General features: G+C 71.8%; 22 protein-coding genes and 1 pseudogene. 14 read left to right on the forward strand and 9 right to left on the reverse strand.

From position 1 onward, the window contains the following. Nucleotides 1-68: 68 nt before the first annotated feature. The gene (locus tag E4U91_RS01710; RefSeq protein WP_137304872.1) at nt 69-941 is read right to left on the reverse strand and encodes an SDR family oxidoreductase; all 873 of its coding nucleotides are present in this window, start codon (nt 939-941) and stop codon (nt 69-71) included. A 144-nt stretch (nt 942-1,085) separates the two neighbouring features. Here E4U91_RS01710 and E4U91_RS01715 point away from each other — a divergent pair, with 144 nt between their 5' ends. Both E4U91_RS01715 and E4U91_RS01720 read left to right on the forward strand, forming a co-directional pair. Beyond that, entirely contained in the window at nt 1,086-1,490 is a 405-nt protein-coding gene (locus tag E4U91_RS01715; RefSeq protein WP_137304873.1) for a winged helix-turn-helix transcriptional regulator, read from the forward strand. Nucleotides 1,491-1,901: 411 nt separating this feature from the next. Then, complete coding sequence (locus E4U91_RS01720) at nt 1,902-4,211, forward strand: beta-L-arabinofuranosidase domain-containing protein (protein WP_137304874.1); 2,310 nt, start codon at nt 1,902-1,904, stop codon at nt 4,209-4,211. A 487-nt stretch (nt 4,212-4,698) separates the two neighbouring features. On the opposite strand, the gene E4U91_RS01725 is transcribed toward E4U91_RS01720, so the two are convergent. Both E4U91_RS01725 and E4U91_RS01730 read right to left on the reverse strand, forming a co-directional pair. Continuing rightward, nucleotides 4,699-6,147: a DHA2 family efflux MFS transporter permease subunit gene (locus E4U91_RS01725; protein WP_422070930.1), complete on the reverse strand. Its 1,449-nt coding sequence runs from the start codon at nt 6,145-6,147 to the stop codon at nt 4,699-4,701. Between the two features lie 183 nt (nt 6,148-6,330). Then, nucleotides 6,331-6,897: a TetR/AcrR family transcriptional regulator gene (locus E4U91_RS01730; protein ID WP_174867733.1), complete on the reverse strand. Its 567-nt coding sequence runs from the start codon at nt 6,895-6,897 to the stop codon at nt 6,331-6,333. A gap of 70 nt (nt 6,898-6,967) precedes the next feature. Here E4U91_RS01730 and E4U91_RS01735 point away from each other — a divergent pair, with 70 nt between their 5' ends. Then, nucleotides 6,968-7,906, forward strand: a complete 939-nt coding sequence (locus E4U91_RS01735; protein ID WP_137304876.1) for an NAD-dependent protein deacetylase — start codon at nt 6,968-6,970, stop codon at nt 7,904-7,906. 34 nt (nt 7,907-7,940) lie between these two features. Here the strand turns inward: E4U91_RS01735 and E4U91_RS01740 are convergent, their stop codons facing one another. Then, the gene (locus E4U91_RS01740) at nt 7,941-8,324 is read right to left on the reverse strand and encodes a hypothetical protein (RefSeq protein WP_137304877.1); all 384 of its coding nucleotides are present in this window, start codon (nt 8,322-8,324) and stop codon (nt 7,941-7,943) included. Nucleotides 8,325-8,439: 115 nt separating this feature from the next. Further along, nucleotides 8,440-10,014 (reverse strand): sodium/solute symporter, encoded by a 1,575-nt coding sequence (locus E4U91_RS01745; protein WP_241678470.1) that lies wholly within the window; start codon nt 10,012-10,014, stop codon nt 8,440-8,442. Between the two features lie 409 nt (nt 10,015-10,423). Here E4U91_RS01745 and E4U91_RS01750 point away from each other — a divergent pair, with 409 nt between their 5' ends. From E4U91_RS01750 to E4U91_RS01760, 3 genes are all read left to right on the forward strand, one after another. Continuing rightward, the gene (locus E4U91_RS01750; RefSeq protein WP_137304878.1) at nt 10,424-10,960 is read left to right on the forward strand and encodes a cysteine hydrolase family protein; all 537 of its coding nucleotides are present in this window, start codon (nt 10,424-10,426) and stop codon (nt 10,958-10,960) included. A 160-nt stretch (nt 10,961-11,120) separates the two neighbouring features. Further along, a complete protein-coding gene (locus E4U91_RS01755; protein ID WP_241678471.1) occupies nt 11,121-11,651 on the forward strand; it encodes a hypothetical protein in 531 nt (176 codons plus the stop codon). 117 nt (nt 11,652-11,768) lie between these two features. After that, on the forward strand, nt 11,769-13,943 hold the full coding sequence (locus E4U91_RS01760; protein WP_137304879.1) for an FG-GAP-like repeat-containing protein: 2,175 nt from the start codon (nt 11,769-11,771) through the stop codon (nt 13,941-13,943). A gap of 12 nt (nt 13,944-13,955) precedes the next feature. On the opposite strand, the gene E4U91_RS01765 is transcribed toward E4U91_RS01760, so the two are convergent. After that, nucleotides 13,956-14,939 (reverse strand): alpha/beta hydrolase, encoded by a 984-nt coding sequence (locus E4U91_RS01765; RefSeq protein WP_137304880.1) that lies wholly within the window; start codon nt 14,937-14,939, stop codon nt 13,956-13,958. Nucleotides 14,940-15,099: 160 nt separating this feature from the next. On the opposite strand from E4U91_RS01765, the gene E4U91_RS01770 reads away from it, so the two are divergent. Both E4U91_RS01770 and E4U91_RS01775 read left to right on the forward strand, forming a co-directional pair. Next, a complete protein-coding gene (locus E4U91_RS01770; protein ID WP_137304881.1) occupies nt 15,100-15,840 on the forward strand; it encodes a VOC family protein in 741 nt (246 codons plus the stop codon). 105 nt (nt 15,841-15,945) lie between these two features. Beyond that, entirely contained in the window at nt 15,946-17,010 is a 1,065-nt protein-coding gene (locus E4U91_RS01775) for a sodium:calcium antiporter (protein ID WP_137304882.1), read from the forward strand. 87 nt (nt 17,011-17,097) lie between these two features. Here the strand turns inward: E4U91_RS01775 and E4U91_RS37980 are convergent, their stop codons facing one another. Together E4U91_RS37980 and E4U91_RS01780 are read right to left on the reverse strand one after the other, a co-directional pair. Further along, on the reverse strand, nt 17,098-17,262 hold the full coding sequence (locus tag E4U91_RS37980) for a VOC family protein (RefSeq protein WP_168218052.1): 165 nt from the start codon (nt 17,260-17,262) through the stop codon (nt 17,098-17,100). Nucleotides 17,263-17,736: 474 nt separating this feature from the next. After that, nucleotides 17,737-18,324 carry an isochorismatase family protein gene (locus tag E4U91_RS01780; RefSeq protein ID WP_137304883.1) on the reverse strand — a complete coding sequence of 196 codons (588 nt, stop codon included), beginning with the start codon at nt 18,322-18,324 and terminating at the stop codon, nt 17,737-17,739. A gap of 472 nt (nt 18,325-18,796) precedes the next feature. Here E4U91_RS01780 and E4U91_RS38830 point away from each other — a divergent pair. From E4U91_RS38830 to E4U91_RS01805, 6 genes and pseudogenes are all read left to right on the forward strand, one after another. After that, nucleotides 18,797-19,093 (forward strand): annotated as a pseudogene (locus E4U91_RS38830) (urease subunit gamma); the annotation flags it as partial. Beyond that, nucleotides 19,070-19,591: an urease subunit beta gene (locus E4U91_RS38835; RefSeq protein ID WP_404767432.1), complete on the forward strand. Its 522-nt coding sequence runs from the start codon at nt 19,070-19,072 to the stop codon at nt 19,589-19,591. The pseudogene E4U91_RS38830 and the gene E4U91_RS38835, both read left to right, overlap by 24 nt. Further along, a complete protein-coding gene (gene ureC, locus E4U91_RS01790) occupies nt 19,588-21,561 on the forward strand; it encodes an urease subunit alpha (RefSeq protein WP_137304885.1) in 1,974 nt (657 codons plus the stop codon). The genes E4U91_RS38835 and ureC overlap by 4 nt, the downstream gene beginning before the upstream one ends. A gap of 94 nt (nt 21,562-21,655) precedes the next feature. Next, the gene (locus E4U91_RS01795; RefSeq protein ID WP_137304886.1) at nt 21,656-22,330 is read left to right on the forward strand and encodes an urease accessory protein UreF; all 675 of its coding nucleotides are present in this window, start codon (nt 21,656-21,658) and stop codon (nt 22,328-22,330) included. 39 nt (nt 22,331-22,369) lie between these two features. Then, on the forward strand, nt 22,370-23,059 hold the full coding sequence (gene ureG / locus E4U91_RS01800; protein ID WP_137304887.1) for an urease accessory protein UreG: 690 nt from the start codon (nt 22,370-22,372) through the stop codon (nt 23,057-23,059). A 71-nt stretch (nt 23,060-23,130) separates the two neighbouring features. Then, the gene (locus E4U91_RS01805) at nt 23,131-24,021 is read left to right on the forward strand and encodes an urease accessory protein UreD (protein ID WP_241678472.1); all 891 of its coding nucleotides are present in this window, start codon (nt 23,131-23,133) and stop codon (nt 24,019-24,021) included. On the opposite strand, the gene E4U91_RS01810 is transcribed toward E4U91_RS01805, so the two are convergent. Then, complete coding sequence (locus E4U91_RS01810) at nt 24,011-24,562, reverse strand: EF-hand domain-containing protein (protein ID WP_137304889.1); 552 nt, start codon at nt 24,560-24,562, stop codon at nt 24,011-24,013. The two genes, E4U91_RS01805 and E4U91_RS01810, sit on opposite strands and share 11 nt — an antisense overlap. Nucleotides 24,563-24,585 lie beyond the last annotated feature (23 nt).

Genomic DNA, 24,585 nt, shown 5'->3' on the forward strand with positions numbered 1-24,585 from the left:
CCCTCGCGTGCGCGGCCCGGCCTTCGACCTTGTCACCTGAGCAACCAGGCCACATCACGAGTTCGGCCTCAGTGATGCAGGGCGGCCGCGAGTGCCTCGGCCAAGGTCACGGGCGGCCGGCCGATCAGGCGGCGCAAGTCGCCGGAGTCGGTGTACATCTCGCCGCGGTTCATACCGCGGTCAGCGTCAGCCAGGACCTCCGCCAGCTCGGCGGGTAGGCCCGCGGCGGCCAGTACCTGGGCGAAGTCGGCCACCGGGAGGTCAGCGTAGGTAACTCGCTTTCCGCCCGCAGCGGAGATCGCGGCGGCGAGTTCCGCCAGGGTGAAGGATTCGTCGCCGCCGAGCTCGTACACGGCGCCGGTGTGGCCTTCAGTGGTGAGGACGACCGCTGCGGCCTCGGCGTAGTCGGCCCGGGACGCGGCGCTGATCCGCCCCTCGCCCGCGGCGCCGACGACCGCGCCGTTCTGCAGGATCTGCGGCAGTTGGCTGGTGTAGTTCTCCAGGTACCAGCCGTTGCGCAGCAGCACGCTGGGGATCCCGCGGTCCCGCAGATACGCCTCGGTCTCGCTGTGCGTGGCACCGATGACGGTGGTGGCCGTGTCCGCGTGCGTCGTGCTCGTGTACGCCACCAGCGACACGCCCACGGATGCCGCGGCGTCGATGACGCGGCGGTGGTTGGCGACCCGCTCGCCCACGGGGACCGAGGCCGAGATCAGCAGCAGCCTGTCCGCTCCCGCGAATGCCTCAACCAGGCCGTCGGTGTCCGCGAAGTCTGCGCGGCGTACCGTGATGCCCCGGTCGGTCAAATCCTTGATCCCGGCGATGTCCCGGCCGGTCGCGATGATGTCCGCGGCCGGGATCCCGCGCCGCAGCAGTGCCTCGACGGTGAGCCTGCCCAACTGGCCGGTGGCTCCGGTGACGACGATCGACATGATGGTCATTCCTTCCTTCCGCGCGTGTTTCGCGCGCCTGCCGCGGCCTGTCCGCAGCGGGATGGATCACAGAATGACCTGGACACTCTCTGTTGGGTAGTAGCCACTTCTCGGTAGGGTACTCACCTCAGCGAAAGCATCGAGGTGACCCGTATGACTGCTGTCGAGAAGGTGACCGGGACCATGCCGTCATTCGATCCGTACGAGCGCGGCTGCCCGTCGCGGGACCTGCTCGACCAGATCGGCAGCAAGTGGGCGGTCCTCGTGCTGGGTGAACTCGGCCGGAACGGGACCTCCCGGTTCGGTCATCTCCGGCAGGCGCTGGCGGGCGTGAGCGAGAAGATGCTCACCCAGACGCTGCGCACCCTCGAACGCGACGGGCTGGTCAGCCGGACCGTCTACCCAGAGGTGCCGCCGCACGTGGAGTATGAGCTGACCGCGCTCGGCCAGACGCTACGGGCACCGCTGAAGGCGCTCACGGAGTGGTCCGTGCTGCACATCGAAGAAGTCATCACCGCCCGCGAAGAGTACGACGACCGCACTGAGCGCACCAGGTAGTCAGCGGCGGCCGCCGGTCTGGTCACTGACGGCCGCCTCGCCGAGACCGGCCCGACGATCAGACCCACCTGAGCCACCCGGCACGGACGGGCACACCACCTTGCGGCTGTGGCCGACCCGTCCGGATCCGTGCGGGTACATCTCCCCGTCGGGCGTCTTGCGTGTCACCGCGTTGGATCGTTCGGCCGTGTGCCGGCGGGCGTCAGCGTCGCTCATACCTGGGAGGCGGCAGCTGTCAGCGGGGGGCGGTCGCGTCGGCGGCATTGACGCGTACCTTCCCGCGCCCTAGGGTCTCGTCGATTCTGCGAACGGCGTTCGAAATACGGAACAGCTCTTTCTTCCCTTCTCACCCGAGCCCGAGCCGAGTGTCCGAGCCCGCATGTGAGCCGAGCCTGAGCCGAAAGGATCCCCATGTCCTCTTTCGTCAGCAGACGCCGCCTCCTCCAGCTCGCCGGGGCCGGCGCCGCCGCCGGTGCCGTCGGGCCGCTCCTTGGCGGCTCCCCCGCTCACGCGGCCGTACCGCCGGTCCTCCCCGACACCGGAGTGCTGGCCTCCCCCTTCGAGCTCGGCCAGGTGAAGCTGACCGCGAGCCGCTGGCTGGACAACCAGAACCGCACCCAGAACTACCTCCGGTTCGTGGACGTCGACCGGCTGATGTACACCTTCCGCGTCAACCACCGCCGTCCGACCGGCGGCGCGGCCCCGGTGGGCGGCTGGGAGGCGCCCGACTTCCCCTTCCGCAGCCATGTGCAGGGACACTTCCTCACCGCGTGGGCGCAGGCGTATGCCGTCACGGGGGACACCGTCTGCCGGGACAAGGCCCAGTACATGGTCGCGGAGTTGGCCAAATGCCAGGCCAACAACGGCGCCGCGGGTTTCGGCGCCGGGTACCTGTCGGGTTACCCGGAGTCCGACTTCGCCGCGCTGGAGGCGGGCACGCTGTCCAACGGGAACGTGCCGTACTACACGATCCACAAGACCCTCACCGGCCTGCTGGACGTATGGCGCCTCCTCGGCAGCACACAGGCCCGGGACGTGCTGCTCGCCTTGGCGGACTGGGTCGACCGGCGCACCGGGCGGCTGAGCACGGCGCAAATGCAGGCCGTGCTGGGCACCGAGTTCGGCGGAATGAACGCCGTGCTGACGGACCTCTTCCGGCAGACCGGGGACACCCGCTGGCTCACCGCCGCCCAACGCTTCGACCACGCCGCCGTGTTCGACCCGCTGGCGGCGGCCCAGGACAGGCTGGCCGGGCTGCACGCCAACACCCAGGTGCCGAAGTGGATCGGGGCCGCCCGCGCGTACAAGGCGACGGGCACCACGCGTTACCGGGACATCGCCGCCAACGCCTGGAACATCTGCGTCGGTGCGCACACCTACGCCATCGGCGGCAACAGCCAGGCCGAGCACTTCCGCGCCCCGAACGCCATCGCCGGCTATCTCCGCCAGGACACCTGCGAGAGCTGCAACACCGTCAACATGCTGACACTCACCCGGGAGTTGTTCACCCTCGCCCCGGACCGGGCGGCCCTGTTCGACTACTACGAGCAGGCCTGGCTGAACCAGATGATCGGCCAGCAGAACCCGGCCGACCCCCACGGCCATGTCACCTACTTCACCCCGCTCAACCCCGGCGGCCGCCGAGGCGTGGGCCCGGCGTGGGGCGGCGGTACCTGGAGCACCGACTACACCACCTTCTGGTGCTGCCAGGGCACGGGTCTGGAGATGCACACCCGGCTGATGGACTCCGTCTACTTCCACGCCGGCACCACCCTGACGGTGAACCTGTTCGTGCCGTCGGTGGTCACCTGGACCGAGCGCGGCGTCACCCTCACCCAGACCACGTCCTACCCGGTGAGCGACACGACGACCCTGCGCGTGACCGGCTCCGTCGGCGGTACGTGGGCGATGCGCATCCGCATCCCCGGCTGGACCAGTGGGGCCACCGTCAGCGTCAACGGCGCCGCACAGAACATCGCCACCACGCCCGGCAGCTACGCCACGCTGACCCGCGCCTGGACCTCCGGCGACACGGTCACCGTCCGCCTGCCCATGCGGACCGTCCTGCGGCCGGCCAACGACAACCCGAACGTCGCCGCGGTCACCTACGGTCCCGTCGTCCTGTCCGGCAACTACGGTGACACCGCCCTCGGGTCACTGCCCGCGCTGGACACGTCCTCGATCCGGCGGACCAGTTCCACCGCGCTCTCCTTCACCGCCACGGCGAACGGGGCGGCCGTCGCCCTGGGCCCCTTCCACGACGCCCAGGGCCACAACTACACCGTCTACTGGAACACCGGTGCTTCCTCCTCCGTCCGCCTCGCCAACGCCGCCAGCGGCCTCGTCCTCGGCATCCAGGACATGTCCACCGCCGACGGCGGCCGCGCCCTGCAGTGGAGCGACTCGGGCACCGCCGACCACGACTGGGAGATGATCCCGGACGGCGACGCCGTACGCCTCCGCAACGCCCACAGCGGCAAGGTGCTCGGCGTGCGGGACATGTCGACGGCGGACGGCGCGACCGTGCTGCAGTGGTCGGACAATGGCACCGCCGACCACCGCTGGATCCTCCTCGACCAGGGCGACGGCACCTTCAAGATCCGCAACGTGAACAGCGGCAAACTGCTCGGCGTGGAAAACGGCTCCACCTCGGTCGGCGCCTTCGCGGTCCAGGCCCCGGACGACGGCACACCCGACAACCGGTGGCGCATCCTGCGCTGACACCCGCGCCCGCGCTGGAAGACGCACGGGGCCGTGCCGCCGGATCGAGCGGCGCGGCCTTCACCGTCGGCACGGTCAGTCACGTTCGGCTGTGGGGTGCTCGGCCCTTGTGCGCCTGGCCGCCGGGAGAGGCGGACCTCGGGGCCGCCGCGGTGGCTTTCAGGATCCCGACGGCTCGGCAGGTGGTGGCTGGACGCCGGGGACGAGAGCGCGGAGGGACTGCCAGCGGGGGGAACGGACCAGGGCGGCGGCACGGGCGGTGGTGGAGCGGTTCACGGTGGCCGAGCACGTTCCCCTGTGTCTAGTACGAGCACGACCGGAATCGTCATGTCCCCCACGACGCCACCCCCGTTCACCCACGCGTCGAGGGAACTCCAGCGACGCCGGGCCTGGTGGGGGACCGGTCCGGAAAGATCCGATGGTCCGAGTTGCGCATGCGCGTGAGCGCAGGATACGTGCTGCCCCTCGACGGACCTCGCTCGCCGGCTCAGGCACGAGCCGACGGACGCAGGAGGGCGGATGCCTCGGACAGGTCCGCCTCCGCCTCGTCGGCGGACGCGGCGGGCTCCGTCGACTTGCCTGCGGCGATGCTCTGTCGCGCGGGTATCACCAAGGCGGCGAACGCGCCGAGGACGACGAGGAGCGCTCCGGCGACCACGGCGGGGCGCAGGCCGTCCACGAAGCTCTGGGCGCTCTCGTAGCCACCCTGCGCGGAGAAGATCGACGACATGATCGCGATGCCGAGCGCGCCGCCGACCTCCCGGAGCGCGTTGTTCGCGCCGGAGGCGATGCCCTGTTCGTGCGGGAGCACGCTGGACATCACCAGGTTGGCGGCCGGGGCGAAGTACAGGGCCATGCCGATGCCGCTGAGGACGAGGCCGGGGAGCTGGGAGGCGTAGGAGGCGTCGGCGGTGGCCACGGCGGCGAGCCAGGCGAGTCCCGCGGCCTGGATGAAGAGACCGGCGGCGACGACGGGGCGGCCGCCGATCCGGTCGGAGAGGATGCCGGCGATCGGGGCGACGAGCATCGGCATGCCGGTCCACGGCAGCATCCGCAGGCCCGCCTCGGTCGGCGAGTAGCCGAGCACGCCCTGCATGTACTGGCTGAGCAGGAAGATCGAGCCGAACATGCCGACGAACATCAGCAGGCTCGCCGCGTTGATGCCGGAGAAGGCCCGGGAGCGGAACAGCCGCATCGGCAGCATCGGCGCGGCGGCACGGGAGCTGTAGAGCACGAACCCGGCGATCAGTACGGCCCCCGCGAACAGCGAGGTGAGCACGAGGGAGTCGGTCCAGCCGTCGGCCGGTCCGCGGACCAGGCCGTACACGATGCCGAAGAGTCCGCCGCTGGCGAGCAGGGTGCCGGGGACGTCGAGCCGTGCCCCGGCACCGTACGACTCGGCGAGCCGCAGGCGGGCGAGCGGCAGCAGGGCGATGCCGATGGGCACGTTGATCCAGAAGATCCAGTGGTACGAGATGTGTTCGGTGAGGCTGCCGCCGATCAGCGGGCCCGCGGCGACGGCGAGTCCGTTGACCGCGCCCCAGATGCCGAACATCATGCCGCGCTTGGCGGCGGGCACGGCCGCGGTCAGCAGGGTCAGGGTGAGCGGCATCAGCACGGCGGCCCCGACGCCCTGCACCGCGCGGGCGGCGATCAGCGCGCCGATGCTGGGCGCCATGGCGGCGGCCGCGGAGGCGCCGGTGAAGACGGTGAGCCCCACCAGGAAGAGGCGGCGGCGTCCGAAGCGGTCGCCGAGGGCCGCGCCGAACATCAGCAGCACGGCGAAGGTCAGCGTGTAGGCACTGACAGTCCACTCCAGGTCGTCCAGGGCGCCGCCCAGGTCCTCGCGGATCGAGGGCAGGGCGGTGGTGACGACGAGGTTGTCCAGGGCCGCCATGAAGCCCGCGACGCTGGTGATGACGAGGGCCCACCACATGGACCGTGCGGACGTGGCGCTGTCCGGGTCGTTCTGCGACATCTCTCCCCCAAGGGATCGGTGGCTGAGTCGGTAGCCGGCGGTAGCTGGTCGATTTGGTTAGTTATTGATGACTAACTTCGAAGGTCAAAAGAAAAGCCATGGTGCGGACGGAACGACGTCTGCGGCGCGAGCCGGTCGACGTCACTCCCCCGGGCGCACCTTGCCGGCGTCCGCCGGGAAGCATCCCGTCCAGACCCGGTGTTCGGCTGGGAAACCCATGGCCACCAGGCAGTTGATCAGCATGCCCGAGGCCATGAAGGCGGTCGTGTCGTCGTCCCCGCCGAGCGGCGCGCGGACGGTGTCCCACAGCCGCATCCAGTCACGGCGTACGGACTCGCCGAACTCGTGGTCGCCCTCCTGCTCGGCGGCCGCGACGGCGACGTACATCTGCATCTGCATCATCAGCGCCTCCGGCCGCTCCGCGATGAGGCGCTTGTACGCATCGGCCATGGCCTGGAGGGCCTCCGCCCCGCTCAGCCCGTCGGACGCCTCCTCGAAGATGCGCGTGGTGTCGTGCAGACACCGCTCGACCACGGCGAGGAAGATCCCCTTCTTCCCGGGGAAGAGCCGGAAGAGGTACGGCTGCGAGACACCGACGCGCTTGGCGATCGCCTCCGTGGACGTGCCGTGGTAGCCACCCCGGGCGAACTCGGCGGTGGCCGCACGGATGACGCTCTCGCGCCGCTCCTGCGCACTCATCCTGGCCATGCGACGAAGTTAGTACTCAATAACTAACTTCGTCAACCGCGGGAGTCCGCCGGTTCCGTACCCTGGTGGCATGCGCATGCGTCCCACCCTGGCCTGGACCCCGCCCGAGGACCTGCCGCCGGGCATCACGGACTGGGAACCGGTCGCCGACGCGCTGGGCGCCGGGGGTGTGCTGGTGCTCAGCGGGGCGGGCCTCTCCACGGAGTCCGGCATCCCGGACTACCGGGGCGAGGGCGGCAGTCTGAGCCGGCACACCCCGATGACCTACCAGGAGTTCACGGCGAGCGCCCGGGCCCGGCGCCGGTACTGGGCCCGCAGCCACCTCGGCTGGCGCACCTTCGGCCGGGCCCGCCCCAACGCCGGGCACCGGGCCGTGGCCGCGTTCGGGCGGCACGGGCTGCTGTCGGGGGTGATCACCCAGAACGTCGACGGCCTGCACCAGGCCGCCGGCAGCGACGACGTCGTGGAGCTCCACGGCAGCCTGGACCGCGTCGTGTGCCTGTCCTGCGGCGTCTTCAGCCCCCGCCGCGAACTCGCCCGGCGCCTGGAGGAGGCCAACGCGGGCTTCGCACCGGTGGCCGCGGGCATCAACCCGGACGGCGACGCCGACCTCACCGACGACCAGGTCGGCGACTTCCGCGTGGTGCCGTGCGCGGCGTGCGGCGGCGTCCTCAAGCCGGACGTGGTCTTCTTCGGCGAGGCGGTCCCGCCGGGGCGGGTCGAGCACTGCCGCGCCCTGGTCCGGCGATCGACCTCGCTCCTCGTCCTCGGCTCCTCCCTGACGGTGATGTCCGGCCTCCGCTTCGTCCGCCAGGCGGCCCAGGAGGACAAGCCGGTGTGGATCGTCAACCTGTCACCGACACGGGGGGACGCGCATGCGGTCGCGCGCGTCGCGCTGCCGCTGGGGGCGACGTTGACGGCGGTGGCGGAGCGGGTGGGGGCGGGCGCGGGGGCGCCGGAGGCCTCTGCCGGTGCGGGCGGTCGGGGCGGGGTGGACGGGGGCTCGTAGGGGTCCCGCAGGCATCCCACGTGCCTCACTGGCCTCACCAGATGTGCAGGAAGCTCCGTACGTCGTCGAGCCCGTCAAGCGCCCGCCCGTCGACGTCCTGCGGGTCCGCCTCGGCCCGCGCGGCCAGCGAGCGCACCAACGCCAGCGCTTCGTCCCCCAACCGGCCGAAGCGACGCGCGCTGTGTCCCAGGCACAGGGCGGCGAGGCCGAGCAGGGGGCTGCCCGAGTGGGCGCGTGTCCCGACCGTGAGGCAGCAGCGCTCGATGAACTCGCGATCGTCGTCGTGCAGCGCAGTCCCGACCAGGGCGTCTGCCGCCGCGCCTTCATGTGCCCGGTCCCCGAGCGCCCGCTCCAGGACGTCGACGACGACGTCGTGCGGTTGGGCGGGCGGGTTGAAGAAGCTCCGGTGGGAGTGCATGCCGACAGGCTACGCAGGCGATGCGGGACGCCGACGGCGTGGGCCGGCAGTGGCGAAGGATGCACCGAGCCGCCAGGTTCCGGGCCGTCGACCGGCGTCGACCGCCCTACGACGTTCAGCGCACCGACGCCTCCTCCGGCGTCCACGTGACCCCGCGTTCCGTTCCCCGTGTCCGCCCCACGAGGCCCAGGAGGAAGCCCACCGGGATCGTGAGGAGGCCCGGGGTCTGGAGCGGGAACCAGTGGAAGTCGCGCTCCGGGAACAGGGCGATCGGTGTGCCCGAGACCGCCGGTGAGGCCGCCATCAGCACGATGATGAGCGGGAGCGTCCCGCGTATCGTCCAGCGGGCGCCGGTCGCGGTGAAGCCGGGCAGGAACAGCGCGTACAGCAGGATCGGCGCGAGGACGGACGCGGCGACCGCGAGGGACGTCGAGATCAGGGTCAGCCGGCCCCGGTCCTCGAGCAGCACCGCCAGCAGGACCGCGATCGCGCCGACGAGGAGCACGCCGGCGCGGGCCCGGCGGATCTCGGCGGCCCGCGAGCGCACCGTGGACGCGTCGCCGGACGGCCGGGCGCAGTCCCGGACCAGGCTGCACGCGGCTGCCAGGGTGATGCCGGCGACGGCGGCGAGGGTCGTGGCGAACACGGCGCAGGCGACCAGCGCGAACAGCATGCTGTGCCTCGGTCCCCCGGTCTCCGGGTCGAGCGCGCTCGTCACCATCAGCAGCGCCGTCGACCCGGAGGGGTCGGCCGCCCGCACCGCCTCCCGGCCGACCAGCGCCCCGGCCCCCAGGCCGGCCACCACCACGGCGAGGCACACCAGCGCGATCGGGCCCACCGCCCACCCCGCCGCCTTGCGGGCCGTGCGGGCGTCCCGCAACGGGTGGAGCCGCATGGTCAGGTGGGGCAGACAGGCCGCACCGAGCAGCAGGGTGACGCAGAAGCTGAGCAGGTCGAGCGTCCCGACGGCGGAGTGACCGAAGTGCAGCCCGGGCAGGGCGTAGTCGCCGCCCGCCTCCGAGCGGTCCCGCGCCGCGCCGAAGAGCGCCGTGGGCGACCAGTCGTACCGCGCGAGGACGAGGCCCGCGACGAGCAGCAGCGCGGCCAGGACCACGCCCACCTTGAGGATCTGCACGTACCCGGTTCCGCGCATCCCGCCCAGCGCGGCGAAGCAGACCATCAGCAGTCCGCTGGCGACGGTGCAGCCGGTGCGCGCGCCCTCCGGCAGTCCCAGCATCGCCACCATGATGTGTCCGGCCGTCGACAGCTGGACCAGCAGTAGCGGGGCGAGCACGGCGAGGGTGGCGACGGCCAGCGCACGCCCCGCGCGCAGGTCGCCGAGCCGGCGGGCGACGAAGTCCCCGAGCGTGAACACGCCCTCACCGCGCAGGCGTTCACCGACGACGCGCATCACCAGGTACAGCGAGGCGACCGTGGCGCAGGCGAACAGGATGCCGTCCATGCCGTCCAGCGCGACCGCGCCCGTGGTGCTCAGCAGCGTCGCCGCCGACACGTAGTCGCCGCAGATGGCGAGTCCGGCGGCGACCGGGCCGAAGGCCGCGCTGCCGCCCGCGTAGAAGTGCTCCGGGTCGTCCAGGTCGGCCGCGGCCAGCCCGCACAGCAGCAGGGACACGGTGACGAAGGCGAGGAAGACCATGAGGGCCAGCGACTGGCCGTTGCCGGAGATCACGGCCGTCCCCTCGTGCCGTCCGCCGCCGGGCACCGGCCCGCCGCGGTGCCGGTCGGGGGCGCGTCGGCCGGCGCCGTGGGGTGCGGGGCCATGGGGTGCGCGGGGACGGCCGGGCGTACCGGTACCGAGGTGGCTGGAGACATGCCGATCATGGCACCAGCGGCCCGCCGTGCCGTCCAGCGGGCCGCACGGGCGGGATGCGGGCGCACAACGGGGCCGTACGGGGCCTTGTGCGGGCGCACAAGGGGGCACCGGGCCGGGAGACCGGAGAACCGGGCCGGACGGCCGGGGCACGGGCCGGACGACCGCTCGCATCGCATCTGGGCAGGGGGCCGCCCGGCACGGTCCCTCGACGATCGGGGCACGTCTCGGGGTGCGGTCGGGCCCGTACGGGGAAACCCTTGTTCGCATGAGCAAGAGTGCACTGATCGTCATCGACATGATCACCACGTACGACCACGAGGACGCCGAACTGCTCCTCCCGTCCGCCCGGCGGGTGGTCCCGGTGGTGGCCGACCTGCTGCAACGGGCCCGGTCCCGGGACATCCCGGTGATCTACGTCAACGACAACTTCGGCGAGTGGCGCTCCCACCACGGCGAACTGCTGGACAAGGCGCTGCAGGGACCGCACGCCGACCTCGTGGAGCCGCTGCGGCCCGATGACGCGTCCCTCTTCGTCGTCAAGGCCCGCCACTCGATCTTCTTCGAGACCCCGCTGACCTACCTGCTCCAGCAGCAGGGCTTCGAGCGGCTGGTGCTCTGCGGGCAGGTGACCGAGCAGTGCGTGCTCTACTCCTGCCTGGACGCCCACATCCGCCACTTCGACGTGACGATCCCCCGCGATGCCACCGCCCACATGCACCAGGACCTCGCGGACGCGGCGCTGCGGATGATGGAACGGAACATGGGTGCGCAGGTGTGCGACAGCGACGAGCTGTGGCGGTGACCTTGTCGGGGCGGCCGGTGACCGGCGCGGTCACGAGGTCACAACGGGGGCGCAACGAGTGATCGTCCGGGCACCTGACGGCGATGCCCCCGCCTACCATGCGGCGTAGGGCGGGGGCGCGGGAGAGCGTCCGCGCAGCAGGCGGGGAGCGGGGGCTCTGGTGCGGTCGACAGTGCTACGGGCGAAGGCTCTCCGGCGCCTCGTCGGCGTCGCCACGGTGGGCGCGACGCTGACGGCGCTTACGGGGTGCACGGTGCCCGTGGACGCCGTCGCCGGGATCTCGGTGACCGCCGACGGCCACCTGCTCGGGGTCATGCTGGTCTGCGGGCACCACATCGACGGGGCGACCCTCTACGTCCACAGCGCAGACCCCGACCACCAGGTGACGGCGGGCGAGTGGACCGCCTCCCACCCCCTCACCGAAGGCGTCACCACCTGGCCCCTGGACGCCCCGTCCGCCGGCTGGACGACGACGATCCCGCTCCGCCCCCTGGCCGCCCGGACGACGTACGTCTTCTACGGCTGGACCAAGGACAACAGCTGGTCCGCCACGAGCGTCGACTTCACCCTGCCCGACCGGGCCGCGCTCCGCCCGGGGACGGTGCGCTACGACCGGGTGACGTACGAGGACGAGAAAGTGGTCACGGTTCCCCTGGCGGAGTTCACGTCGAAGGCGTGCGACGACGGCTGACGCCCGCCGGCCCGTGCAGAACCTGACGAACCTTCACATACGTACAACCCAAAGGCCGTTCCGCGGGTCATACCACCCACAGCGACGACGAGACGCGCGTCGACCAGGGGGATCTACATGACTGCTCGCACCAGCAAACGCACCTCGCTCACCCTCGCCACGGCGGTCGTACTGACCGTCGGTGGCCTGGCGCTCGGCCCGGCGACGGCGGCCGCCGCGCCGGGCGCACCACGGGCGGCCGACGACGAGATCGTGTTCCCGCTCGGCACCCGGGACGGCAGCAGAGCGGCCGTCGAGGGCCTCGCGCTGGGCGGCGGCAAGCTCAGCGTGCTGGGCACCGCCGACCCCGAGAGCAAGCGCGGCCTGTGGGAGTACGACCTCCCGGCCGTCGGCACCCCGCAGCCGGGGCCACGGCAGCTCGCCGCCCCGCACGTCTGGACGGACTACCCGTGCGAGGGGGTCGACCCCGCCGAGCACACGTGCAGCGCTTTCTACTCCGAGCTCTGGCCGCTCGGCGACGGCCGGGTGGCCTTCATGACGCCGCTCGGCGGACAGGACGCCCTCGGCGGCGGGGCGCCCGGGGGCGAGACGGGACTCGGTCCGTTCTCCTGGGAGTCGGAGGACCACGTGGTGGCGGCCGGCGGCTCCTACGTGGCCGTGGACGACCGGGGGACGCAGTGCGTCGGCTCCTTCGACCCGGACGTGCCGTGGCCCGGGCAGATCCACACGCGGCCGGCCACCGCGGTGTCCCTGTGGGGCTCGAAGCTGTGGAAGCCGGGCGGCACCGCCGGCACCGTCACCTCCTACGACCTGGTCAGCAAGGCGACCTCGGCGGCCGTGAACCTGGGGTCGGGGTGCGTCCCGGACGACCTGCAGGCCGTCGGGCGGTGGCTGTACTGGCGCTGCTCCGCCGCCGGCAAGGCGGGCGTGTGGGACCACGGCACCGGCAAGAACATCCCCGTCCCCGGGGCGCCGGGCGCCGAGGTCGGGGACGGGTACCTCGTCCACGAGGCCGCCGACCACCGGACGGTGACGCTCACCGACTTCCACCTCGGCGGCGGTCATCCGGCCACCACCGCGCCCTTCTTCACCGTCCCCCAGGGTGCCTCGATCAGCCGGCTGGTCGTCGACCGGTACGGCGGTCACGTCGCCTACGCGGACAGTGAGCAGCTGATCCACGTACGGTCGGTGACGGTGCCGCGGTCGCGGATCAGCCTGTTCGACTGGCGCTCGGACTCCGCCGTGGACCTGCGCCAGGCGGGCGACCGCACGTGGGAGGGCAGTTGGCGGCTCACCCGGCCCGCCGCGGCGTGGAAGCTGACCATCAAGGACGCCTACGGCGCCACCGTCCGCACCCTGAGCGGCACGTCGCACCAGGGCGCCGCCATCCGCACCTCCTGGGACGGCAAGGACGACGCGGGCGGCACGGCGGCCAGCGGCCGGTACCACTGGACGATGACGGTGGACCCGGGTGACGGCGGCGCCGTGCGCACCCTGCCGACGGGCAGTTTCTCGCTCTCCGGGGGCCGTTCCGCGTTCCGCGACGCGGACACCGACGGCTACGGCGAGCTGTACACGATGACCAGCGGCGGCCTGCTGGAGGCCCACCGCTTCTCCGGGGGCGCGCCGGCCGGCGCCCGCGGCTGGTCGGCCTGGGACCCGGCCACCCGACTGGTCCCCGTCGGCGACCTGACCGACCACGGCTGCTCCGACCTGCTCGGCCGGACGACCGACGGCAAGCTGTACCGGTATTCCGGTGGCTGCACCGGCGCCTTCCCGCCCGACGCCGAGCGCACCCTGGTCGGCTCGGGCTGGGGCGGCTTCGACGCGATCGTCGCCGCCGACGACTTCACCGGCGACCACCGCCCCGACCTGCTGGCCCGCCAGGCCGCCACCGGCTACCTGTACCTGTACAGGGCCAACGCCCAGGGCCGCTTCGACCCGGGGGTGCGCGTCGGCACCGGCTGGAAGGGCTACACCCTCGTCGGCGCCGCCGACGTGACCGGCGACGGCGTCGGCGACCTCATCGCCCGGGACTCCGGTGGCGAACTGTGGCGCTACGACGGCGACGGCGCGGGCGGCTTCGAGCCGCGGACGCTGCTCTTCCGCGACTGGGGCACCGGCCGCAACGCGATCGTCGCGGTCGGCGACGTGACCGGGGACGGCTTCCCCGACCTGGTCTCCCGCACCACGGACGGCAAGCTGCTGCGCAACAAGGGCTGGGGGGACGGGACGTTCAGCGCGACCTACACCCTCGCCACCGGGTGGCAGGGATACCGGGCGCTGTACTGAGCGGACGCGTCGTCAGGCGGTCACCGCGGCCAGCCAGTCGACGAGGATGCGGTTGACGTCCTCGGGCCGCTCCTGCTGGATCCAGTGGCCGCACCCGTCCAGCACGTGGGAGGCGACGAGGCCCGGGAGGGTGACCGGGTAGGCCTCGATCGCGTCGGCCAGCCAGGTGGTGGAGGCGTCCTGGCTACCGCCGACGAACAGTGACGGCTGGGTGAGGGGCGCACCGGCGTGGGCGGCGAGGTCCTCCCAGTCGCGGTCCATGGCGCGGTAGCGGTTGAGCGCGCCGGTCAGGCCGGTGCGCTCGAACTCCCCGGCGTACACGTCCAGATCGTCCTCGCTGAGCCAGCCGGGCAGCCGGCCCTGCGGGAAGCGGTCCCGCAACGTGCCGCCCCGCGCGACGAAGTGCGGGTCCGGGGCGCCGGGTGCCGGCATGGTGTCGGCGGACAGCGCCGCGTAGAAGCCGGCGAGCCAGCCGCGGACGTCCGGTTCGACCTCGGCCTCGGCGCGGCCCGGCTCCTGGAAGTACGCGACGTAGAACTCCTCGGCCCCTCCGCCGAGTCGGGTGAAGACGTCGCTGGGCCGGGGGCCGCCCGGCGGGGTGTAGGGCACGCTGAGGAGTCCCACCGCCCGGAAGACCTCGGGCCTGAGCAGGGCCGAGTGTGCGGCGATGGTGGCGCCCCAGTCGTGGCCGACGACCACGGCCGACTCCTCGCCGAGGGCCCGCACGACGCGGACGTTGTCCTCGACCAGGTCGAGCATCCGGTACGCGTCGACCGGTGCCGGCCTGGAGGAACGGCCGTAGCCCCGCACGTCGACGGCGACCGCCCGGTACCCGGCCGCCGCCAGGGCGGGGAGTTGGTGGCGCCAGGAGTACCAGGACTCGGGGAAGCCGTGGACGAGCAGGACCAGCGGGCCGCTCCCCTGCTCGACGAGGTGGATCCGGCCCGCGGGCGAGGTCACCGACCGGTGTGTGATCTGCGTTGCGTGCTGCGTCATGCGTCTCCTCCAGGACCGTCGGCGAACCGTGCTCCCGGGGGGCCGACGTGTGCCTTTCCCCGGGCCGTGATACCGATCCTGCTGACCCGCCACCCCGAAGACCGAGCGACGTTGCCGATCCGGCAAGTCCCCGCTCCCCCGACTCCTTAGGATCACGCGCATGGCACTGCGACCGGCCCACGTGAACATCAAGGCCCTGGACGCCGCAGCGGTCGGCCGCTTCTGGGCGGAGGCGCTCGGCTGGACGGCGTACAGCGCCGGCGTGACGACGTACGTCGGTCCCGAGGGCGGCCTGGTGTGGCCGCACCCCCTCTTCGTCGGCATCGACGTGGTCCCCGTCCCGGACGCCAAGACCCCGGCGAAGAACCGCGTCCACCTGGACCTGGCCACCACCTCCCCCTCCCACCGGGCGGAGTTGCTCCAGCGCTTGGAGCACCACGGCGCGACGCCCGTCGACGTGGGCCAGGGCCCGGTCCCCTGGACGGTCCTCGCGGACGTCGAGGGCAACGAGTTCTGCGTCCTGGACCCGCGGGACACCTACCGGGACACCGGCCCGATCGCGCGGATCGTCGTCGACTGCGCCGACCCGCGGACCACGGCCCGCTTCTGGACCGAGGCGTTGGACTGGCCCCTGCGCGAAGTGACCGAAAACCACGCGGTGTTGCGCTCGCCCGAGAATTCCGGCCCGTACCTGCGGTTCGTCCGCACCCCGGACCCCAAGTCGGCCCCCGACCGCGTCCACCTCGACCTCCTGCCCCGCCCCGGCGACGACCAGGAGGCGGAGACGGCCCGCCTGCGCGCCCTGGGCGCCACCGACCTCGACGTCGGCCAGGGAGCCACCCCGTGGACGTGCCTGACGGACCCGGAGGACCACGAGTTCTGCGTGCTGGCGTCGCCCTGACGCGCGGCGGCGCGAGCCCCGCCGGATCGCAAAAGCCCTGTAAAACGCCCGTCCGACGGCGGGGGGCCGGACGTACCCACCCCTCCCCCGGGTATTCGTCCGGCCATGGGATCCCTGAGTTCACCTGTGCTGTTGTTGCTGTTCGTCGGGAGTGCCGGCGTCATCTGGTACGCGGGCATCAAGTTGTCCGACACGACCGACGTGCTGGCCGAGCGGCTGCATCTCGGGAGTGCGCTGGGCGGGTTGATCCTGCTGGCCATCGCGACCAACCTGCCCGAGGTCGCGATCACCGTCAGTGCCGCGCTGGCCGACCAGCTCGACGTGGCCGTCGGCAACATCCTCGGCGGGATCGCCGTGCAGACCGTCGTGCTGGCCGTTCTGGACGCCGCCGGGGTGCGGCCGCGGGCGCCGTTGACGCGGCTGGCCGCCAGTCTCCAGCTCGTCCTGGAGGGCGCGCTGGTCGTGGTCGTGCTGGCCGTGGTCGTCATGGGCACCCAGCTCTCCCCCGACCTGCACGCCGCCCGGCTGGCGCCCGCCTCCGTGGCCATCGCCCTGCTGTGGGTGGTCGGGCTGATCTTGCTCGACCGGGCCGGGCGCGGGCTGCCGTGGCACGAGGGCGGTGACGCGCCCGACAGTCAGCCGGAGCCGCGCGGGCACTCCCGCGGGAAGAAGGAGAAGGCAGCCTCCGACAAGGGGATCGGCACCCGCCGCGCCGCGCTCGTGTTCGGCGGGGCCGCCCTGGCCACCCTCGTCGCCGGTGTCGTCATCGAGCGCAGCGGCGAGGAGTTCTTCGCCCGGCAGGGGCTCAGCGGGGTGCTGTTCGGCGCGACCGTGCTGGCCGTGGCCACCTCCCTGCCCGAGATCAGCACCGGTCTGACCTCCACCCGCCTCGGCGACTACCAGCTCGCCGTCAGCGACATCTTCGGCGGCAACGCCTTCCTGCCCGTGCTGTTCCTCGTGGCCGCGCTGATCTCCGGCAAGCCCGTCCTCCCCGCGGCCCACGACACGGACATCTACCTCACGGCCCTGGGCATCATCCTCACCGTCGTCTACATGACCGGCCTCGTCTTCCGGCCGCAGCGCCAGTACGCCCGCATGGGCGTCGACAGCATCGCCGCCGTCGTGATCTACCTCGTCGGCATCGCCGGGCTCGCGACCATCGCCACCTGAGCCGCGCGCCACCTGAGCCACGCCGCAGCACCTCGCCACCTGAGCCACGCCTCCGCGCTGCGCCGCCCGCCGACGTGCCGCAGCGCCTCAGGCGCCCGCCGTCGTCCGCGTGAAGAGGCAGAACGGGGGCCCCAGCCACCCGGGCTCCTCCTTGCGCACGGGCCGGCCCAGCAGGTCCCGGTAGAAGCGCGCCAATGCGTGGGCGTCCGGGGCATCGAGGGTCGTCGCGGCGAGCGTGCAGCTCGGCCTCACCGCCGCTTCCGTACGATCAGCGCCACGTCACCGGCCGCCACCGCGCCCGCCGGCCCGGCGAGCGCCTTCCGCACCGCCGATCCGAGCGCGCTCCAGTGTGCGTGCCGGGGACCACCGACGTCACGTGGCTCACGGGACGACGTCGACTCGGATCGGGCCGGAACGGGCCGAGCGGCACCGCGGCGTCGGCGATGCCCGTCCCGGCCTCCGCCGCCGGGCTGACGGCGGCGAGGCGCAGCGGCACGCGACCGGCTGAGCGCGCCCCGGTCCCCGGCCGCCGGCGCAACCCCGTGCTCCTGGTGGACCGAGGCGCGGTCACGCCGCCTGGACGGCCCGTCGAACGCGGGCCGGCTGCCGCAGCCCGGAGCGCGCCGCCGGCACCCAGGGGACTGTCGCCCGGCAGGAGTGCCACCCCAGCCGAGCGGATCCGGTCCTCCGCCTGTGCACGCACGGGCCGGGATACCGAACTGGCCGTCAGGCGACGACAGGTTCGCCGCTCAGGGCGACGTCGGCCCGGCGCAGCTCGTCGAGTGCGGTGCGCGTGGTGCCGGCGGCGACGCCGGCCGTGTAGTCGAGCAGGACCCGCACCGTGAAGCCCGCGCGGACTCCGTCCAGTGCGGTGGCCTTCACGCAGTGATCGGTCGCGATGCCGACGACGTCGAGGTCGGTGACATCGCGGGCCTTCAGCCAGTCGGAGAGCGTCGTGCCGTCTTTGGTGAAGCCCTCGAAACCGCTTTTTGAGGCGGAGTGCGCGCCCTTGAAGACGACCTCGTCGACGAGCCCGGCGTCCACGGCGGGGGCGAAGGCCGGATGGAACTCGCCCCCTCCGCTGCCGACGACGCAGTGAACGGGGAACGAGTTCTGGAAGTCGGGGTTCTCGGAGAAGTGGTCGCCCGGGTCGATGTGATGGTCACGGGTGGCTACGACGAAGGCGTACTGCCCGTCGGCGCGCTCGACCAGGTCGGCGATGGCTGCGGCCCGGCCCGCGCCGCCCTTCACCGGAATGCTGCCGCCCTCGCAGAAGTCCTTCTGCACATCGACGATGATCAGTGCACGACGCATGGAAAAGCCCCTTCCCTGGGATGGACCACTTCCGGATGGTTGCCCGTCCGCCAGCTGGCGGGCACACCGCTCACCGGTCGTTCACCCGAACGTGCGCGGGATGCACGCCGACAAGGTGCAGCGCCCTCTGCCCACGGGGAGCACAGGGTGATGGCGACGGCCGAGTGCGACCGTCGCCGAGACAGGCGGCCGGTGCGGAAGCCGGTGAGGACGAGGGCTGATCCCGCTCAGTGCCGTGCGGACACCCGACTCGCGGCGGCTTCGGGAACGGGCTCCGCGTGCCCGACGGGGCGGGGGAAAAAACCGCTTACGCCACGGATTCACCGGATGGTGTGGGTAAGCCCCCGTCCAGGCGTTTCGCCGTCCTTCCTCGCTGATGATCGGAGAGCGCCCGACGCCGTCCGGGGAGCAGCGTCCGTGACCTCGGCATGCCCGGCCGCACGCACCGTCCGACCGAAAGAGACGAGCCATCGTGCATTTGACTCCGCATGAGCAGGAGCGCTTACTGATCCACGTCGCGGCCGACGTGGCGCAGAAGCGCCGCGACAGGGGACTGCTCCTCAACTACCCGGAAGCCGTCGCCTTGTTGACCGCTCACGTCTTCGAGGCGGCACGTGACGGCAAGACCGTCAGCGACGTCATGGACTCAGGCCGGCAGTTGCTCACCCGGGACGACGTGATGGCCGGCGTCCCGGAAATGATCGACAGCGTCCAGGTGGAGGCGACCTTCCCGGACGGCACCAAGCTGGTCACGCTCCACAACCCCATTCCAGAGGCGGCGGAGGAGCCCGTGCTCCACCCGGGCAAGGTCGAGCACCCCCGCCCGCCGCGCAAGCCGGGCTGCCCCGTCAACTGCACCGACGACCCGTCGAGCTGCTGCGAGGGCGAGGACTCCGCGGACTGGCACGCGTCGATCTTCTTCAACAGGGACCTGCAGGACGACCAGCAGACCACGCGGAAGCCACAGAAGAAGAAGATCAAGGTCAAGAACACGTCCGACCGCCCCATCCAGGTCGGCTCCCACTACCACTTCGCCGAGGTCAACCCCGGCCTGAAGGTGGTCCAGGACTCCTCCGGCGATACCACCGTCCAGGACCTCCTGACGTGCGACGACGCCAAGGGACGACGGCTCAACATCCCCGCGGCCACGTCCGTGCGATTCGAGCCAGGAGACGAATGCTGCGTCGAACTGGTCGAGTTCGAGGGCGAAGCCAAGAACTGCACTGTCAGCGCGATCAGGGGGCTGCGCAAGGAGCCGGTCGCATGAGCCGTTACCAGAAGGCCAGCAACGAGCTGAAGCGGACCGAGTACACCACTCTGTACGGGCCCACCACCAACGACCGTGTCCGGCTGGCCGACACCGATCTCACCCTTGAGATCGAAGCCGACTGGGCCGGCGGCCCGGAGCACAGCGGCAACGAGATGATCTTCGGTGGCGGGAAGGTGATCCGGGAGTCGATGGGCATGTCCCACATCCCCCGGGACGGACTCACCGACGCGGGTGCCAAACCGGTGGACACGGTCATCACGGGGGCGCTGGTCCTTGACTGGTGGGGTGTGGTCAAGGCCGACGTCGGCATCAGGGACGGCAGAGTCCTCGCCATCGGCAAGGCGTACAACCCCGAAACGATGGACGAGATCACGGACTTCGTGATGCCTGAGCGCGGCGTGGTGCCGGGTGACGACAAGCCGCGATGGGATCCGGAGAACTTCGTGGTCGGTCCGAGCACCGAGGTCATTTCCGGCAACGGCCGGATCCTCACCGCAGGCGGCGTGGACACCCACGTGCACCTCATCTGCCCCGGAGAGATCCACGAGGCGCTGGCCTCGGGCGTGACCACCCTCATCGGCGGCGGCACCGGTCCCGCCGAGGGCAGCACGGCCACCACCGTGTCCCCCGGCGCGTGGCACATCACCCGGGTCTTCGAGGCCCTGGACGAGTTCCCGGTCAACATCGGCCTGCTCGGCAAGGGCAGCTCGATGAACAAGCGGGCACTGGAGGAGCAGGTGGAGGCCGGTGTCATCGGCCTGAAGGTGCACGAGGACTGGGGCGCCACCCCCGCGGTGATCGACATCGCGCTGCAGGTCTGCGAGGACAAGAAGATCCAGCTCGCCCTGCACGCCGACTCGTGCAACGAGTCCGGCTTCCTGGAGAGCACCAAGGAGGCCATCGGTGGGCGTTCCCTCCACATCTTCCATGTCGAGGGCGCCGGCGGCGGTCACGCCCCGGATATGATCGAGCTGGTCAAGGAGCCCAACATCCTGCCCGCCTCGACCAACCCGACCCGGCCCTTGACGGTGAACACCGTCAAGGAGCACGTGGACATGATGGTCGTCTGCCACCACCTCAACCCGGACATTCCGGCGGACATGGCCTACGCGGATTCCCGCATCCGGCCGTCCACCATGGCGGCGGAGGACCTGCTCCACGACATGGGGGCCATTTCGATGATGTCCTCGGACGCCCAGGCGATGGGCCGCATCGGCGAGATGGTCATGCGTACCTGGCAGACCGCGCACGTCATGAAGGGGCGCTACGGCGCGCTGCCCGAAGACCTGGCCTACGCGAAGGTCCGTACGGTCCGGGCAGACAATGATCACTCGTTCAACGGGGACGCGCTGAACCCGAACGACAACTACCGGGCGCGCCGGTACGTCGCCAAGTACACGGTCAACCCGGCGATCACGCACGGCATCGACGGGCATGTCGGTTCCGTGGAGCCGGGCAGGATGGCCGACCTGGTGCTGTGGGAGCCGAAGTTCTTCGGGGTCAAGCCGCACAGGGTCATCAAGGGTGGCCAGATCGCCTACGCGCAGTGCGGCGATGCCAATGCCTCGATCACCACGCCCCAGCCCTACCTGCCGCGGCCGGTCTGGGGCTTCACCGGCCACGCCCCGGCCGGCAACTCGGTGAACTTCGCCGCACCGGACCAGGCCGCTCAGCTGAACGAACGATTCGACATCTCCGGCAACAGGGACAGGACGGACCCGCTGAAGGAGACGGTGGGTCTCAAGAAGCGGTTCGTCGAGATCAGCCAGTCGATCCGGAGCATCGTCAAGAGCGACATGAAGCTCAACGACGCGTTGCCCGCCGGCCTCGAAGTCGACCACAACAGTTTCGAGGTCACCATCGGCGGCGCGACGACGCTCGACGCCCGCACCGAGATCGACGGCGTGACCATTCCGCGCGCCTTCGTCAGCGAAGTTCCCATGGCCCAGCGGTACTTCCTCTTCTGACGCCTCAGATCCGACCGAAGGCCGGGGGCAGGCACCGGATGTCTGTCCCCCGGGCCGCCCGCCCTGTAACCCTGTGAAAGGCAGCCGCTCACCCATGAGCCGCGCAGCCCTGCTCCTGCTGGCCGACGGCCGCTTCCCCGCCGGTGGGCACGCCCACTCGGGCGGCGTCGAGGCCGCCATCGCCCGCAAAGCCGTACACGACACCGACAGCCTGGAGGCGTTCTGCCGCGGCCGTCTGCACACCACCGGCCTGGTCGCGGCCGGGCTGGCCGCCGCAGCCGCCGCCGGGCTTGACCCGCTGCTGCTGGATTACGCCGCCGACGCGCGCACCCCCGTACCCGCCCTGCGTGCCGTCGCCCGCAGGCTCGGCCGGCAGATCATGCGCGCGGCCCGAGCCACCTTCCCCTCGGCCGACCTCGAACACCTGGCCGCCGCCCGCCCGCAGGGTGCGCACCAGCCCGTCGTCGTGGGCCTCGCCGCCCGCGCCGCCGGACTCGCCCCGGTGGACGCCGCCTACGCCGCCGCGTACGAGAACCTCAGCGGCCCGGCCGGCGCAGCGGTGCGCCTGCTGAGCCTCGACCCGCTCGACGCCTCCGGACTGCTGGCGCGCCTCGGCCCCGAAACCGACCACGTCGCCACAGCCGCAGCCGACGCCGCCGACCGCGCCATGACCGACGGCATCGACGCCCTGCCGTCGGCCTCCGCACCCCTGCTGGACATCACCGGGCAACAGCACGCCGCCTGGAGCGTCCGTCTCTTCGCCTCCTGACCACCACCCGGACACCCGCAACGCCCTACGGAGTCGCCATTGCACCTCGACCAGTCCCTGCCGCACCAGCACGCGCCCAGCGCCTCGGCGACCAGGCCTGACGGCAACCGCCGCGCCCTGCGCGTCGGCCTCGGCGGACCCGTCGGCTCCGGCAAGACCGCGACCGTCGCCGCGCTGTGCCGCACCCTGCGCGACCGCTGGAGCATCGCCGCCGTCACCAACGACATCTACACCCGCGAGGACGCCGAGTACCTGCTGCGCGAAGCCGTCCTGCCGCCCGAGCGCATCACCGCCGTGGAGACCGGCGCCTGCCCGCACACCGCGATCCGCGACGACATCTCCGCCAACCTGGAAGCCGTCGAGCACCTGGAGGAGACCCTTCACCCCCTCGACCTCGTGCTCGTCGAATCCGGTGGCGACAATCTCACCGCCACCTTCTCCAAGGGCCTCGTCGACGTACAGATCTTCGTCATCGACGTAGCCAGCGGCGACGACATTCCGCGCAAGGGCGGCCCCGGCATCACCACCGCCGACCTCCTCGTCATCAACAAGACCGACCTCGCCCCGTATGTCGGCGCCGACCTGGACACCATGGCCACCGACGCGAAACGACAGCGCGGCGACCTGCCCGTCATCTTCACCGACCTGACCCGCGACGACGGCATCCGTAACGTCGCGGCCTGGGTCACCGGCCACCTCGCCCTGTGGCGCGCCGAGGCAACCGCGTGAGCCCCTCCCCGCAACTGGCCGCCCCGGCCCGCCCTGCGGGCGGTCGGGAGCCCGCCGGACATCCGCACGGTGTGCGTGCCACGGCTCTGATCCGCGCCGCGTACAACGGACGCGTCACCACCCTCCCGCAACTGCGCAGTGACGGCCCCTTCCATCTGCGGCGCATGCGCACCGACGGCCCCTCCGCCACGGTGGGGATCATCGGCGCGATGAGCGCCCCTCTCGGCGGCGACCGGCTCACCCTCGACATCACCGCCGAGGACCGCGCCGAACTGGAGGTCACCACCGCCGCTGCCACGCTCGCCCTGCGCGGCCCCACCACCGAAGCGGCCACCTACGACGTGCGACTCACCGCCGGAGAACACGCATCTCTGCGCTGGCGGCCGCAGCCCTTGATCAGCGCCGCCGGCAGCAACCTGCACCAGACGTACACCGTCGAACTCGCCGCCACCTCACGGCTGGTCCTGCGAGATGAGCAACTCCTGGGCCGGGCCGACGAGGAACCGGGCCACCTCGTCACCCGCATCGTGGTCCGCTTCGCCGGGCGCCCCCTGCTCGACCAGCAGACGGCTTACGGAGCCCCGGAACCCGGCTGGGACGGCCCGGCCGTCCTGGACGGGCACCGCGCCACCGGCCAACTCCTGGTGGTCGACCCCCGCCTCGACGCCCTGCGGGAGCCCGTACTGCTCGGCAACGGTGCCACGGACGGGTGTGCCGTCCTCGCACCGCTGGCAGGCGGCCCGGCACTGCTCGCCACCGCCGTCGCGCCGACCACCTCGGCAGTGCGGGAACTGCTCGACGAGGCACACGCCCTGGCCCTCGCCGGCTGGCACGGACGGGCCGCCGCCCCAGGCGGGCGACGGCCCACGGCGTCCCCGTACAACAACCTCGGCGTGCTGGCGCCTGGTGGGGCCGTGCCCGGGGTGGCGCCGCGGGCCCATCCGGGGACCGTCAGGCGGTGACCTTGCCGAAGATGTGGTTGGCGGGAGCGTCGGGGTCGTTGCCGTAGAAGAACTCTTCGAGTGCCTGGTGGAACTCGTCACGGCTCAGTCCGCCGGAACCATCGAGGTCCAGAGCGGCGAAGACGGCGGCGCAGTCCTCGCCGGGGACGGCGGCGACCGAGCTGAACATCTGCTGGAATTCGGCCTGGTCGATCCTGCCGTCCCCGTTGAGGTCGACGAGGTCGAAGAAGCAGTTGGTGACCGGCGCGATCTGGTGCGGGTAGAACGCGCGGTCGGTCAGGACGCCCTTGAAGCCTTCGGTCATCTCCCGCACGTCGACCTTCCCGTCACCGTCCTGATCCATCGGGGCGATGACGTTCGACCAGAACTGGTCCATCCCCTCGATGAGCCGGCGGACGGTCTCGCCGTCAGGCGCGGTCTTGCGGGCGCTGATGTAGCGCTCGCTCATCCTGCGGACGTCGTGCTGGGTGATGAACCCGTCGCCATCGTCATCGGCGCCCCTGAACCACTGGCGGTACTTGAGGTCTTGAAGTGCAGTCATGACTGCGTACCGTATTCACGCAG

The organism is Streptomyces lasalocidi (genome assembly GCF_005280215.1).
Lineage (GTDB): Bacteria > Actinomycetota > Actinomycetes > Streptomycetales > Streptomycetaceae > Streptomyces > Streptomyces longwoodensis.